The organism is Phenylobacterium zucineum HLK1 (genome assembly GCF_000017265.1).
Lineage (GTDB): Bacteria > Pseudomonadota > Alphaproteobacteria > Caulobacterales > Caulobacteraceae > Phenylobacterium > Phenylobacterium zucineum.
The window spans coordinates 3,334,014-3,348,892 of sequence record NC_011144.1; the positions used below are offsets into that span (position 1 = coordinate 3,334,014).

Genomic DNA, 14,879 nt, shown 5'->3' on the forward strand with positions numbered 1-14,879 from the left:
CAACACCGAAAAGGGGACCTCATGCTGTTCAGGATCGATCGACTGCTGGCGGGCGCCGGATGCGCCCTCGCCGCCTTGGGCTCCGCAGGGCCGGCCCTGGCCCAGGCCGGCCCGAGCGAGACCCGCATCCTCAGCTATCCCACCCCGGGCGTGGACCTGGGCGCCGGCTGGGACAGCCAGGGCGTGCAGCCCAAGACCTCCAAGTGCGTGAGCTTCGTCGCCTCGCAGCAGCCCGGCTCGCCGCAGGACGTGCGCCATGAGCGCACCCTGGTGTCCGACAAGTACGGCTATTCGAACGCCCTGAACGTCTCGGCGGACGTGCAGGTGAAGTCGATGACCGGCGCGGCGGTCGACGTGAAGGCGACCTACGCCAACAAGAAGACCTTCAACTCCACCTATCTGAACGTCGTCGACCTGGTCTACGTCGACAACGGCTGGACCTACACCGATGCGCCGAAGCCCGGCGCCGCCCTGAACTCCCCCCTGGGCGCCCCCCTGGGCGCCCCCTTGGGCGCGACCGCGCCGACGGCCCTGGGACGACCGCCGGTGGACGCCTCCGACGCGGTCTATTTCCAGGCCGCCGTCACGGCCAAGTCCATGCGCCAGCGGGACGCCGCCATCGTGTCCGGCCTGGAGCGGATGATCGGCCAGGGGGCCGGCGGGCCCGCCGCCGCCTCGCCCGCGGCGCTGATGCCGCTGCGCGGACCGGCCGCGCCGCCGCCGGGCGCCGTGCTGCGGGACGCCCCCTCGATCACCGCCAGCGTGCTGCTGACGCCCGAGGCGCTGAAGCTGGCCCAGACCAACCCGGACCAGTTCCGCGCCCAGTGCGGCGACGGCTTCGTGGCGGCGATCAACTCCGGCGGCGAGATGGCCGTCACCTACACCTTCATGACCACCTCGCAGGAGGAGCAGCAGCAGATCGGCGCCTCGCTGAACGTCAGCTACGGCACGCCGTTCACCAATGTGGCCGCCAGCGCCTCGGTCGCCCAGGCGATCGGCTCGTGGGGCAAGACGATCAGCACCAGCATCGACTTCTACCGCAGCGGCGGCAGCGGCGAGGTGATCCCGACGACGCTCGAGCAGATCGACGCGCAGGTGCAGAGCTTCGCCGCAGCCGTCCAGCGCGCGCCGCAGCCGTACAAGATCATGGTCATGGACTACCGCCGGCTGGCCAACTACCCGCAGGGCGGCATCGGCATGCCTTCGCTCAGCCCGTTCGAGAAGCTGGCGTGGGAGTACGGCAAAGCCAACACCCTCTACACGACGGTCAGCCAGATCATCAGCGACCTGGGCGACCCGCAGGCCAAGGCCAGGTACCTGACGGCGCGGTGGGGTTCGCAGGCCGGGGCGCTCAACAACACCCAGCAGGCGGCCGGCCAGCGGATGACGGCCCTGCAGAACGTGGCCAAGGCCTGCATGGCGGCCAGCCCCAGCCAGGCGGCAAGCGTCTGCCAGACCACCCAGTTCGACGACCTGTCGCCGCGCACGGACTTCCCGCTGCCGATCGGGCCGGGCAACGTCAGCGACGTGGTCAACGGCCTCTGGAGCGACGCCGACGCCTACCGCACGGTGGTCTTCAACCGCTGGATCAACCAGGTGAACCAGAACCGCTGCTGGTCGCACCCGGCCGACCCGACCTACTGCCGCTACAGCAGCGAGCTGGCGCCGCTCCGGCAGCGGATCAACGTCGCCGCGCCGGGCTACGCCGCGCTGGAGCTGGTGGACCAGCCGGGCCGCTGCCTGAACGTGGGCACGATCACCAGCTACGTCTCGGCCCAGCCGTGCCCGTCCAGGCCGACGGACGCCGGCTTCTTCGTGAAGTGGGACCCGGTCCAGCAGACGCTGGTCTCGGAGGAGCCGAACCGGTGCGTCTACGCCATGCGCACGGCGACCACGACGCCGGGCTTCGCGATCGTCGGCCTCGCCGTCTGCGGCGCGACCAACAACCAGGAGGACATCAGCCGGACCTGGACGTTCCGCGACTCGACCGACGCGGGCGGCCGCTGGGACAACACCGGCGCCTACCTCGTCGTCGCCGACCGCAGCACGCCCTCGCAGCTGAACTCGTGCCTGGACAGCTACAGCCCCACCAGCACGTGGGTGGCGCCCTGCACCCAGCCCAAGCGGGTGCGGATCTGGATGGCCAAGCCGGGGACCTGAGGGTCGCCCGAACGGCCGAAGGGGGATCGGGGGCCCGCGGGCCCCCGATCTTCTTGGGAGGGATCGCATGGAAGCCTTGATCCGATACGCGTTGTCGAACTTCACCCTGACGCTGCTGGCGGCGGGATTGCTGGCCGCGGCGATCGCCCTGGCGGCGGGGCCGAGGCCGGTCACCCGCGGGCGGGTCCTTGAGGCGGTGTTCGCCTGGGGACTGCTGGTCTCGGTGGGGATCGGCTTCTTCTACAACTTCGTCATGCACGTCTTCTTCAGCGAGACGGCGGCCGCGTTCATCGGCTGGGAGACGAGCCCGTTCCAGAAGGAGGTCGGGTTCGCCAGCCTCGGCTTCTCGGTGCTGGGCTTCCTGGCCTTCCGCGGCGGCTTCGAGATGCGGCTGGCGGCCGTGAGCGGGATCGCGTGCTTCCTCTGGGGCGCGGCCGCCGGCCACGTCGTGCAGATGGTGGAGGCCCGCAACTTCGCGCCGGGCAACGCCGGCCCGATCTTCTACACCGACCTCTTCCTGCCGCTGGCCGGGTTCGCCCTGCTGGCGGCCCAGCGCCGGCTGCGGCCCAGGGACTGAAGGCCCGTCAGGCCGGGGCGCGGAACTTCCGCAGCTCGCGGTGGAGGATGTAGACGCCGCTGGCGGCGACCAGAAGGGCGCCGACCAGCGTCGCCACGTGCGGCAGCTCGCCCCAGATGAGGAAGCCCAGCCCCGCGGCCCAGACGAGCTGGGTGTAGTCGAAGGGCGCCACCACGCCGATGGGGGCCGCCCGCAGCGCCTCGGTCAGCAGCATCTGGGCGACGCCGCCGACGATCCCCGACAGCACCAGCATGCCCAGGGTGAGCGGATCGGGCGTCATCCAGCCGAACAGGGCCGCGCCCGCCAGGCCCAGGGCCGAGCCGGCCAGGGTGAAGTAGAAGACGATGGTGGGGCCGCGCTCGGTGTCGGAGATCTGGCGGATCGCCACCATGGCGCCGGCGGCGCCCAGGGCGCCGAGCAGGCCGAAGACGACGCCCGGCACGTTCATGTGTCCGGGCACGGGGCGGGCCATGATCATCACGCCCACGAAGCCGACGATCACCGCGCCCCAGCGGTGGCGGCCCACCGGCTCGGCCAGCAGCAGGGCCGAGAGCGCGGTCATGAACAGCGGAGAGGCGAACTGCAGCGCCGTGGCCTCGGTGAGCGGCAGGTGCTGCACGGCCGAGAAGCCGCAGACCATCCCGCTCAGCCCGACCGCCGAGCGCACGAGGTGACCCATCGGCCGCTTCGTCCGCAGCACCTCGAAGCCGGTCGTGCGCCAGATGTAGAGGCCGAGCGGCAGGAAGGCGAAGGCGTTGCGGAAGAAGATGATCTCGAAGATCGGCACGCCGCGCTCGCCGCACCACTTCACCAGCGCCCACAGCAGGGCCAGGCACACCATCGCTCCGATGCGGAGCGCGATGCCGAGCAGCGGCCGGTGCGTCGGCGCGTGCGGATGGGGAGGAGCGGCGGCCACGGCGAGGGGGTTTGGGCGGATGCGGCGGCCCGGTCAACGGCCAGTTCGCCGCGGCGCGGTCCGCCCGGCTAGACGACCGGCTAGAGGACCGGCCGGCGCATGAACACCCGCCGGCTCTCGTCGAGGCCGCGGGCCTCGTGGGCCGCGCGGATCGCAGCCAGGCCGGGCGTGAGGACATCCAGGACCTCGAACCCCAGCCGTGCGTACCACGGCGCGTTCCACGGCACGTCGCGGAAGGTGGACAGCGTCAGGGCCGAGGCGCCGCGCGCGCGGGCCGCGTCCGCCACCGCGTCGATCAGGGCCGCGCCGATACGCCGTCCGGCGTGGCTGGGCAGGACGTCCACCTGCTCGATGTAGAGCCCGTCCTCAACCGGCCGGAAGATGATCGAGGCGACCGGTGCGTCGTCGGCCTCGCACGCGACGATCAGCGCGCCCTGAGCCGCCCGCTCGGCCAGGAGCTGGGGCGCGGTGGGCTCGTCGTCGGCGATCCAGGCGTCGGGCGTGCCGCGGAACCGGTCGGCCGACACGCGCTCGATCTCGCGCACGGCGTCGATGTCGGAAGCCCGGCCGGGCCGCAGGCGTATGGCGGAGTCCGATGACATGGCTTGACCATGCGCGGTCTCCGCCGGCCGGCGCAATGCCGGCCGAGCGGTCAGGCCGCCGCCTCGGCGGGCGAGACCGGGCAGTAGCGGTCCAGGAATTCCTGGTGGCTGGGCAGCTTTCCGACCGCACGGTCGACGTTGCCCTTCAGGTCGCCGAGGGCGCCGCGCAGCCGCTCGGGCGGCATCAGGGCGCCCATGCGGTGATGGGTCTTCGGCCGGATCCGCTGGCCGAGCATCACCTGCAGCCAGGAGTCGATCAGGAACAGCTCGCCCGGCACGTGGTAGAGCTGGGCCGTCTCGCGGAAGAGCTCGATCCGCTCGGCGAGGGAGTCCGGGATCTGCATGGTGCGGCAGCGGTCCCAGTAGGGGCTGTCGGTCCGCTCGGTCGCCTTGTAGTGCAGGATGATGAAGTCGCGGACGCGCTGGATCTCCTGGTCGGCCAGGAAGTTGAAGCGCGTCTGCAGCGCCGCGTTGACCCCGGCGAAGGGGAAGAGCTGCAAGAGGCGCGTGATGGCGATCATGGTGATGTGCAGCGAGGTGGCCTCGAGCGGTTCGATGAAGCCGCCGGCCAGGCCGATGGCGACGCAGTTCTTGTCCCACGCCTTCCGGCGCCGGCCGGGGCGGAAGCGCAGGAACCAGGGCTCGGTCAGCTTCTCGCCCTTGAGCTGGCCGAGGAACGAGTCCCGCGCCTCGTCGTCCGACATGAACTCCGAACAGTAGACCCAGCCGTTGCCCTCGCGGTGCTGCAGCGGGATGCCCCACTGCCAGCCGGCGCGGTGGGCGATGGCGCGGGTGAGCGGCAGCGGCGGCTCGCTCGTGGCAGTCTGGACCGCGACGGCCCGGTCGTTGGGCAGCCACTGGCCCCAGTCCTCGAAGCCGGCCTTCAGCGTCTGCTCGATCAGCAGGCCGCGGAAGCCGGTGGCGTCCACGAACAGGTCGCCCTCGACCCGCTCTCCGGACTCCAGGACGAGGGCGGTGATGAAGCCTGTCTCGGGGTGCTGCTCGACGCGCTGGATCTTGCCTTCGACCCGGCGCACGCCGTTGTTCTCGCAGCGCCGGCGCAGGAAGCGGCCGAAGCGGGTGGCGTCGATGTGGTAGGCGTAGTTCATCGGGAAGTCGTCGGCGGCGTAGAACTTCCCCTCCTCCGACGCCCGCAGCTCCAGGCAGTAGTCGCCGAGGTCGCCGCCGAAGCCCTGGGCCCTGGCCTCCATCCACATGTGGTGGAAGTGGGCCATCAGCGTGGACTTCCCCACCTGACCGAACGAGTGGATGTAGCGGTCGCCCACCTCGCCCCAGTTCTCGAACAGGATGCCCAGCTTGAAGGTGGCGCCCGTCTCGCGCATGAACTCGCGCTCGTCGAGGCCGAGCAGGGCGACGAACGTCCGCGCCGTGGGGATGGTGGACTCGCCCACGCCGACCGTGCCGATGGCGTCGGATTCCACGAGGGTGATGTCGAGCAGGCCCCCGAGCTGGCGCGACAGCGCGGCGGCCGCCATCCAGCCCGCCGACCCGCCGCCGGCGACCACGACCTTCTTCACGACCTGTTCCATGGGTCCCCCCTTCAAGGGCTTTGGCAAGGGCTTGGGCAAGGGTTCTGGCTTCAACGGTTCATGCGGTGGAGCAGCTGGGCGCGCAGGCGCCGGGCCTTCATCTCGTCCAGCGGGCCGAGCGGGCCGCGGGCGGGCTCGGGCAGATGGCCGGCGGCGGCCTCGGCCGGGCCGAAGACATAGAAGTCGAACAGCGCCTTCCAGGCCTGCTTCTCGTGCTCGGGGCGGTCGCGCAGGCTGAGCAGCGCGTGCAGCAGCGTCGTCTGCGGCGTGTCCATGAACCCCGGCGAGGGGTTCCACCAGTAGTTCACCAGGATGTTGAACGGCTCCAGCGCCTCGACCTGGTGCCACCACAGGGCCGGGTAGACGAGGACGTCGCCGGGCTCGAGGTCGGCCACCTGGGCCGCGGCCAAGGCCTCGCGGGCCTTCGGAAAGCGGTCGAGGTCCGGGTCGCGCAGATCGACGAGGCTGACGACCTGGCCGCCGGGGGTGGGCTCCAGCGGCCCGGGATAGAGGTTCGCGGCCTGGTCCGGCGGGAACAGGGTGAAGCGGCGGCGGCCGGCCACGCAGACGGCGATGTTGTTCGACATGTCGTAGTGGGCCGCCGCGACCGTGCGGTTGCCGATCCAGATGCTGACGATGGGTTCAGCCCCGAGGACGGCGGCGTCCAGGCCCAGGTCGTTCTCCTGGCGCAGGCCGGGCAGGTAGGTGTCGATGTCCGTGGAGCCGATGTAGAGCGAGGGGCCGTCCGGCTCGTCCAGCCCGGCCGCCATGCGGTCCAGGAAGGCGCCGAGCCCCACCTGCTCGGCCCGGAAATTGAGCTGCGTCAGCGCCTCGTCGGCGTAGAAGAACCGGCCGCCGATCTCGGGCCGGCCCGTGTAGCCGGTGACCGGCCGCCCCGCGTCCCAGCGCTTGAGGCAGGCGATGGCGTCCCCGGCCGAGGAGAGCCCGGCCCGCACCAGCGGCCAGTCCCGCGCGAGACCGCGGTAGACCGTCGGCCGCTGACCGGCCAGCAGCGCATCCAGCGGGATGTCCCCCGCCCCGGCGGCGGCCCCCTCCGGCACGGCCTGAAGGGCGGCGCTCACCGCCCCGCCTCCTTGCAGACCTTGGCGTCGATCAGGCGCTGCAGGTTGGCCATCGAGGATCGCACGGCGTAGGCCGCGCGCAGGGCGCCCGAGCGGTGCAGCCGCTCCAGGTCCTCGCCGCCCAGGGCCGCGAGGCCGGCCTCCCCCACGGTGAACAGGCCGGGGATCACATAGGTCCGCCCGCCTTCGACCTGCGCCTCGACCTCGACCGGCTCGATGAGGCCCAGGCCGTCCAGCGCTGCGAAGAACGGGCCGCCCACTTCCAGCCCGTCGTAGATGGCGCCCAGCACCCGCGAGACGTGCTGCAGGTACGGCGCGTGGCCTCCGGCGGGCAGGAACAGCGGCTCGCCCTCCTCGCGGCTGATCCGCGGATGGTCCAGATCGACGTGGATCATCGGCTGGGGCTCGCCGCCCTCGCCCGCCCGCGGCGGCTGCAGCACGATCGAGAAGGGCCCCCGCTGCTGGACGGCGGGCACGTAGCGGGCGTTCCAGCCGCCGCCGTCCAGGAACAGGTTCTCGTCGCGGTCTAGGCCCAGGAGGACGATGGCCTGGAAGGCGCCGTTGGCGTCCTTGCGGAAGAAGATGGGGTACTCGCGCTGCAGCGCCTCGAACTCGGTCGGGAACACCAGCGCCTGGTTGATCGCGTCGCCGAACTCCGGCCCATGCCGGGCGATCACCCGCAGGTCCGCATGATCGACGTTGTTGAGCAGCACCCTGTTCGTCACGTTCGCCTCCACGCCCGGACGAAAGAGGCCGCTGCGCCGAGCGGCCTCTCCCGTTCCGGTCCGGTCCCAGAGGGGGAGGCTAGAACCGGTACCGCGCGCCCAGAAGGTATCGCGTGTCGAGTTCCTGAACCATCCAGAGCTGGTTCTTGTCGCGGCCATGGGTCCGCAGGCGCTCCTTGAAGATGTTGATCGCCTCGAAGGAGACCGCCAGGTCCTCGGTGATGTCGTAGCTGACGTTCAGGTCGACCTGGTCGAAGGCTTCCACGAACACCGGGTTGCGGTCCCCGCCCCGGTTGGTCTGGGCCAGGAACTTGTCCCGCCAGTTCCAGGCGACGCGGGCCGAGACGCCGTACTTCTCGTAGATCAGGGTCACGTTGGCCGTGTCGCTGAGGCCGAGGAGGGCGAACTGGTCCTCGCCGGGGTCGGCGCCGATGTCGAAGCCGATGTCCCCGTCCACGAAGGTGTAGGCGGCGGCGACGCCGAAGCCCGTGTCCCCGAAGAAGTGGGCGCCCGCCAGCTCGAAGCCCCAGATCTTCGCCTGCCGGGTGTTGATCGGCTGGGCGATCTGGAAGTTGAACAGCGGGTCGCTGGCGTTGGCCTCGATGTCGACGGACGACAGGATCTGGTCGACGAACCCCTGGTTCAGGTCGCCGAGGCCGCCGCCGGGCAGCGGGGTCCGGTTGGCCTGGAACTGCGCCTGGGCCGCCGCCACGTCGCCGCCGTTCTGGATGATCAGGGCGGTGGCGGTGAACAGGTTGACGTCCGTCTGGTCGGCGCCGACGTCGGTCAGCATCTGCCGCGCCAGGCCCGACCGCGTGCCGGCGGCGCCGGAGGCCGGATCGCGCAGGTCGAACAGCGGCCCCTCGAAGGTCCCCTGGCCGACGAAGTTGTCGACCCGCTTCTCGAACACGCCGGCCGAGATGAAGCTGCCGGGCTTGTAGTACCACTCCAGCGAGAGGTCGAAGTTGTCCGAGACCAGGGGCTCGAGGTTCGGGTTGCCCGAGTCGGCGAGCGGGATCGCTCCGTTGGCCGTCGGCCGGTTGGGCGCGTCGGCGTCGATGGAGGCGAAGAGCTGGCCGAAGTCGGGTCGTGCGATGGTTCGGCTGAACGAGGCGCGGGCGACGAGGTCCTCCCGCAGCTCGACGCGGAAGTCGAGCGCCGGCAAGAGGTTGTTGTACTTGCCCTTGCCCGAGACCGGCTCCTCCTGGTCAGACGTCGAGACGATGAAGTCGTTGTCGGCCGTCCAGACGATCGCCCGCGGCACCAGGATCAGCGACGTGGCGTCCACCTCGGTCCGCTCGTAGCGGACGCCGGCGACCATGCTGGCCGAGCGGCCGGCGATCTCGCCGTTCCAGGTCAGCTGGCCGTAGGCGGCCCAGATCTTCTCGCCGACCCGGTTGTCGGTCTGCTCGTTGATGTTGATCGCGTTGCCCTGCGCCAGATAGGCGGCGGAGAGCGTGTCGTAGAGGGCGATCGGGTCGGCGCGGAACGAGATCAGGCCGGCGCCGCTGAGGCCCGGATCGAGGTCGTCGAAGGCGCAGGCCTGGCAGAACTGTTCGACCAGCCCCGGGGCGAGCGCCTCGACGTCGCGCGGATTCGAGATGCCCCAGCTGCCGAGGTCCTGCTGGGTGACGGTGTTCGCCTGGCGCATGTCGGAGTCGCGGTAGTTGACCCCGAAGTCCAGCCGGCTGCCGTCGTCGTCCAGCTCCCACACCACATCGGCGCGGACCTCCTTCACCTTCTGCGACTGGCGCTGCGAGAAGGTGCGGCCCACCTGGCTGCCCAGGTCGCCGGCGTCGAGCACGCCGTTGCCGTTGCCGCGCGGCAGGGCGTCGTTGATGGTGATGGTCTGGACCGGGGCCTCGCCCGAGAAGTCCACCGAGTGGGCGGCGATGATCGGCGCCCCGATCGACACCAGGGTCGAGTTGGTCCCGTTTCGGGCGCCGGGCTTGCTGTTGGCCTTCGAGATGTGGCCGTCGAGCGAGACGGTGATCCGGTCGTTGAACCGCCACTGCCCGTTCAGGCCGTAGGATTCCAGGGTGTCGTCGGTCGCCCGGTACTGCTGCTCGAAGCCGGCGTCCTTGGTGCCCGACAGGGCCTCCTGCAGGAAGATGGCCGTCGCCACCACCGGGTTGTCGTCGAAGGTCACCCGGTCGAACGGACGGTTGAACCAGTTGGCCTGGTCGTTCCGGTGCTCGCGGACCTTGTTCTTGGCGTAGAGGGCGTCGGCCGTGAGGGTGAAGTTCTCGGTCGGCTGGAATTGCACGGTGGCGTAGCCGTTCAGCCGTTCGCGCTCGCCCTCGGCGAAGTGGTAGCGGCTGTCGTTCGGGATCGCCACCAGGGTGTCCGGGTCGGTCGGCGCGTTGGTGATCTGCGTCGTGCCGTTGTTGCGGACGAACCCGTTCGCGGGATCGATGAATTCGGAATAGCGGCGGATGTTCCAGTCGTTGGCGGTGGCGCTGCGGCTGGTGAAGTTCCGCTTCTGATAGCTGCCGAAGAGGCTGACCCCGAACATGTCGCTGGGGTCGCTCCAGGTGACCACGCCCGACAGCTCGGGCGTGATCTTGTCTGCGCCGTCGAGGCTCTCCTCGACCCCGGTGTCGTAGAGGCCCTTGACGCCGATGCTGCCCGAGAGGCCTTCGGCCGCGTCGAGCGGGCGGACGGTGCGCACGTTGATCGTGGCGCCGATGCCGCCCGACGGGATCGCGGCGCGGCCGGTCTTGTAGACCTCCAGCGCGCTGACGCCTTCCGAGGCGACGTTCGAGAAGTCGAACGAGCGGCTGGTGGCGGCCTGGAACTCGGCGTTCTGGTCGCCGCCGACCGTCTGGACGTTGGCGGTCGGCAGGGTGCGGCCGTTCAGGGTCACCAGGTTGAAGCCGCCGCCGAAGCCGCGGACGGTCACCTCGCTCCCCTCGCCGTTGCTGCGGTCGATGGCCACGCCCGGGATGCGCTGCAGCGACTCGGCCAGGTTGGTGTCGGGGAACTTGCCGATGTCCTCGGCGACGATCGCGTCCACCACGCCGCTGCTGCTGCGCTTGATGTCGAGCGCCTGCTCGATCGAGGCCCGGAAGCCGGTGACCACAATCTCCTCGACCTCGGCCGGAGCCTCCTGGGCGGCGGCGGCGCCGGCGAACAGAGCCGTCGAGATCGCAAGCAACGAAGCAGAATTACGAAGACGTTTACGCCGGATCATGGGCCATCCCCCCGGTGTTATGAGCCAAAAGGTCGCGTATATTTTTGCAGTGCAACATTACCGCGCGCCGTTTACTGGTCGCAGGCGGCGCGTTTTCTCATTCGTCCGTGATATGGTAGCGTTATCACTAACATTTCAGCCCCGTCAATCTGAAGAGCGTTGTTTTTTGACCACACCGCCACATTTCCGTCATGGGAGCGGATGCGGTTTTGCCGAGCGCGGCAGACACGCGGGGGCGGGCGGTCACGGGCACACCCCGTCGTTCTGGTTCGGCGCAAGGCGCAGCTCGCCCAGCGAGAGTTCGAGGCCGGCGCCGGCCTCGATCCAGGCCGGGCTCGCCACCGCCGAAAGGTCGTCGCCGGCGGCGCGGAAGCAGGCCAGCCGGACCTTGATCGTCCGCCACTCGCCCACGGGCGCGGCCGCCAGGATCCCCCCGAGCGGCACGCTGGCGCGGCCGACGCCCAGGCGCACCTCGCCGGCCGGCCGCCGGTCGACCCGGTAGGCGGCCAGCAGGGTCATGTCGCCGTTCGCCTGGCGGCTGAGGTCCGCCGCCGGACCTGAGAACGCGGCGCGGCCCGGGCCCGTCCAGGAGAAGGCGCGGCCCGCGCCCTGCACGCCGCCCGCATCCACCAGCCGGACGGACAACGCCCCGCCGGGGGAGGCCGCCTCGCCAGCGCTGGGCGCGATCGCCTCGCCGGCAGCGTCGCGCAGCACGAGCCGCCAGGGCTCCACCACCCGCCCGCCGACGAGATAGCGGTCCAGGTTCTCCACTCCGGCAGCGACGCCGGGGTCCTCCGAGAGGGCGGGAACCTCGGTCCGGTCGCCATAGGCGAGGCCGTAGCCGTAGGCGAACAGCGGATCGTAGCCGGGATCGCCCCGGTTCAGCCGGTACTGGTCGGCCCGCCTGGGCCAGGAGAACGAGAGCTTGCCGCGGAAGTCGTGCCGCGGTCGGCCGCGGGCGTCGCCGATCAGCACGTCCGCCACTCCGCCGCCCTCGGTCCCCGGCTGCCATGCGGCGACGAAGGCGTCGGCCGCGTTCAGTTCGGGGTTCACCCACATCGGCCGGCCCGAGAGGAACACCGCCACCACCGGCAGGCCGTGGGCCTTCAGCCTGCGCAGCAGGGCGAGGTCGGACTTGGCGCCCGGTTGGTACTCCAGCGTCGGACGGTCGCCCTGGAACTCCGCATACGGATCTTCCCCGAAGACCACGACGGCCACGTCGGGCCGCTCCTGGAACTCGCCGTCCGCCCTGAATTCGGCCCGGCCGCCGCCGGCCTCCACCGCCTGGCGAATCCCGTCCCAGATGGTCTCGCCGTTCGGGAAGTCGGACGGCCTGTTGCCGGTCCCCTGCCAGCTGAGGGTCCAGCCGCCGGTCTGCTTGCCGAAGTCCTGCGCCCCCGAGCCGGCCACCAGCACGCGGGCCGAGCCGCGCACGGGCAGCACGCCACCGTTGTTCTTGAGCAGCACGAGGGACTCGCGCACCGCCCGGCGCGCGACCGCGCGGTGCTCGGGCGCGCCCACGAGGTCGAGGCGGCCCTCCAGCGGCCGGGGACCGAACAGGCCCGCCTTGACCTTCACCCGGAGGATGCGGCGCACGGCGTCGTCCAGCCGCGCCATCGGAATCGCGCCGGACCGCGCCTGGGCGAGCGTGTTGTCGTAGAGCCCCTTCCAGCTGTCGGGGGCCATCAGCATGTCCATGCCGGCGTTGAAGGCCTGGGGACAGGTCTCGGTGGTGCAGCCCGGCGCCTGGCCGTGGGCGTTCCAGTCGCCGACGACGAAGCCCTCGAAGCCCATCCGACCCTTCAGCACGTCGGTGAGCAGGCCCCGGTGGGTATGCAGCTTCTCGCCCCGCCAGCTCGAGAACGAGGCCATCACCGTCATGACCCCGGCGTCGATCGCCGCGGCGTACCCCGGCGCGTGGACGCGGGCGAGGTCGGCCTCGCTGTCCTTATTGTCGCCCTGGTCCCGGCCGTTCTCGGTGCCGCCGTCGCCCAGGAAGTGCTTGGCCGACCCGACCACCCGCCCGTTCCGCAGGGCGGGCCAGTCGCGCGGCGCCCCCTGCAGCCCCTCGACCAGGGCGCGGGCGTAGGTGGCGACGAGCTGCGGGTCCTCGGAATAGCTTTCGTAGGTGCGCCCCCAGCGGTCGTCGCGCACGACGGCGACGGTGGGCCCGAACGCCCAGTCGATCCCGACGGCGGCGGCCTCGACGGCGGTGACCTCGCCGATCCGGCGGATCAGCTCGGGATCGCGCGTCGCGCCCAGGGCGATGTTGTGGGGGAAGACCACCGCGCCCACGACGTTGTTGTTCCCGTGCACGGCGTCCAGGCCGAAGATCGGGGGGATGTAGGGGCGTCCCGGCCGCAACTCCTGCGCCGCCTTGCGGAAGGCGCGGGCGGTGTCGAGCCAGGCCTGGCCCGGCGAGCGGTCGGGCGCGCCCAGGGGCGGGCTGTCTCCGCCCGCCAGAACCGATCCCAGGGGATAGTCGCGAAGGTCCTCGGGGCGGACGGTGGTCGTGTCGCCCTGGATTAGCTGGCCCACCTTCTCCTCGAGGCTCATCCGGCCCATCAGCTCGTCGACGAACGCCTCGGTGCGCGGATCGACGAGGCCGCGGCTGCGCGCGGCCGGCCACAGGGCCGGGTCGATCGCCTCGGCGGGCGCGGCCGGGCCGGGCGCGAAGCCCGTGGCCAGGGCCGCCGCGGCGCAGGCCAGGCGCAGGAGCCGCTCCCCCATCCCCCGTCCGCCTCAGGCGCGGAAAAAGGACGGCGCGGCGACGAGCCCGCCGCGCCAGGTAGTGGGGAAGCAAGACAGGAAGCCGAACGCGGTCGCGTCCCGGCGGTCGCCAGGCGGGATCATCATGTTTCCTCCCGGCCGTCGTTGGGGTCGCGGCCGTCGTTATGATGCAACCCTGCGGCGCATTGACAGCGCTGTCAACATTTTTCGGTAGCGGTAACATTCACCGTGCGGCCGCCTCAGCCGCGAGGCGCGGCCGTCGAGTCGCGCAGGACCAGGGCGTAGGCCACCTCGGCCGGACCGGGCGCAGCCTGGCCCGCCGCGCCTGCGATCAGCATGCGGGCCGCCGCCTCCGCCATCTCGGACACCGGCTGGCGGACGGTCGTGAGCTGGGGCGTGGAGAACTGGGCGCCGGGCGCGTCGTCGAAGCCGGCGACCGAGAGGTCCCGCGGGATCGACAGGCCCAGCCGCGCGGCGGCCTGCACCACGCCGAAGGCCATGTCGTCGTTGCTGGCGAAGATCGCCGTCGGTCGCCGGGCGGCGCCCAGGATCCGCTCGGCGCAGGCCAGCCCCGAGGGGAAGGTGAAGTCGCCCTCGGCGACCCACTCGGCCCGCACGGCCAGCCCGTGGTCGCCCATGGCCGCCTCGAACCCGGCGCGCCGGGCGCGGCTGGCGGCGTAGCGCGGATGTCCGACGACGAAGCCGATGTCACGGTGCCCGAGGCGGATCAGGTGGACCGTCATGTCGTAGGCGGCGCGGCGGTCGTCCATCCAGACCCGGCCGCCGCGCGAGGGCTCGCGCTCGGCGCCCAGGCGCACATAGGCCGCGCCGCGGCTGTCGAGGGCGTCGAGGACCACGGTGGAATCCGACACCGGCGGCGTCAGGATCAGCCCGTCCGGCCGCAACGAGGAGACCATGGCCAGGATGTCCCGCTCCAGGGTCGGCGAGGCGACGTCCACCAGCTCGATCAGCAGGTGGTAGCCGGCCTGGCGGCACTCCATCAGCGCCCCCAGCTCCATGCGGCTGAGGTAGTCGTTGCCGCGCCCCGAGCGCCAGTGCTCGATGGTCAGCTCGGCGTCCACCAGGGCGGCGATCAGGTACGAGCGCGCGCCGGCCAGGCCGCGGGCCGACAGGCTGGGACGGTAGCCCAGGGCGTCGGCGGCCTCCTGCACCTTGCGGCGCAGCTCCTCGGTCACGTTAGGCCGGCCGTTCAGCACCCGCGAGACGGACTTGATGGAGACGCCCGCGCGCTCCGCCACGTCGTAGATCGTCACCGCGCCCACTTGCGTCTCCCGGCCGGGATGGGGATGGACCGCGCCGGCCGCGGCCCCCTTGCAGGAACCC

10 protein-coding genes are annotated in these 14,879 nt (G+C 71.4%); 2 read left to right on the forward strand and 8 right to left on the reverse strand.

The window, feature by feature from the left end:
• The first annotated feature begins 21 nt into the window (after positions 1-21).
• Both PHZ_RS16205 and PHZ_RS16210 read left to right on the forward strand, forming a co-directional pair.
• Positions 22-2,160, forward strand: coding sequence for a hypothetical protein (locus PHZ_RS16205; protein WP_012523465.1), 2,139 nt, complete (start codon positions 22-24; stop codon positions 2,158-2,160).
• Between the two features lie 67 nt (positions 2,161-2,227).
• Positions 2,228-2,737: a DUF6790 family protein gene (locus tag PHZ_RS16210; RefSeq protein WP_012523466.1), complete on the forward strand. Its 510-nt coding sequence runs from the start codon at positions 2,228-2,230 to the stop codon at positions 2,735-2,737.
• Between the two features lie 7 nt (positions 2,738-2,744).
• Here PHZ_RS16210 and PHZ_RS16215 read toward each other — a convergent pair whose 3' ends face one another.
• From PHZ_RS16215 to PHZ_RS16250, 8 genes are all read right to left on the reverse strand, one after another.
• A complete protein-coding gene (locus PHZ_RS16215) occupies positions 2,745-3,653 on the reverse strand; it encodes a DMT family transporter (RefSeq protein WP_012523467.1) in 909 nt (302 codons plus the stop codon).
• An 80-nt stretch (positions 3,654-3,733) separates the two neighbouring features.
• A complete protein-coding gene (locus PHZ_RS16220) occupies positions 3,734-4,255 on the reverse strand; it encodes a GNAT family N-acetyltransferase (protein ID WP_012523468.1) in 522 nt (173 codons plus the stop codon).
• A gap of 50 nt (positions 4,256-4,305) precedes the next feature.
• Positions 4,306-5,805 carry a tryptophan halogenase family protein gene (locus tag PHZ_RS16225; protein WP_012523469.1) on the reverse strand — a complete coding sequence of 500 codons (1,500 nt, stop codon included), beginning with the start codon at positions 5,803-5,805 and terminating at the stop codon, positions 4,306-4,308.
• A gap of 50 nt (positions 5,806-5,855) precedes the next feature.
• Complete coding sequence (locus tag PHZ_RS16230) at positions 5,856-6,887, reverse strand: cupin-like domain-containing protein (protein WP_012523470.1); 1,032 nt, start codon at positions 6,885-6,887, stop codon at positions 5,856-5,858.
• Complete coding sequence (locus tag PHZ_RS16235; protein WP_041374323.1) at positions 6,884-7,612, reverse strand: SapC family protein; 729 nt, start codon at positions 7,610-7,612, stop codon at positions 6,884-6,886. Before PHZ_RS16235 ends, PHZ_RS16230 begins: the two co-directional genes overlap by 4 nt.
• A 79-nt stretch (positions 7,613-7,691) precedes the next feature.
• On the reverse strand, positions 7,692-10,805 hold the full coding sequence (locus PHZ_RS16240; RefSeq protein WP_012523472.1) for a TonB-dependent receptor: 3,114 nt from the start codon (positions 10,803-10,805) through the stop codon (positions 7,692-7,694).
• Between the two features lie 243 nt (positions 10,806-11,048).
• On the reverse strand, positions 11,049-13,535 hold the full coding sequence (locus PHZ_RS16245) for a glycoside hydrolase family 3 protein (protein WP_012523473.1): 2,487 nt from the start codon (positions 13,533-13,535) through the stop codon (positions 11,049-11,051).
• Between the two features lie 239 nt (positions 13,536-13,774).
• Positions 13,775-14,818 (reverse strand): LacI family DNA-binding transcriptional regulator, encoded by a 1,044-nt coding sequence (locus PHZ_RS16250; RefSeq protein ID WP_012523474.1) that lies wholly within the window; start codon positions 14,816-14,818, stop codon positions 13,775-13,777.
• Positions 14,819-14,879: the final 61 nt, after the last annotated feature.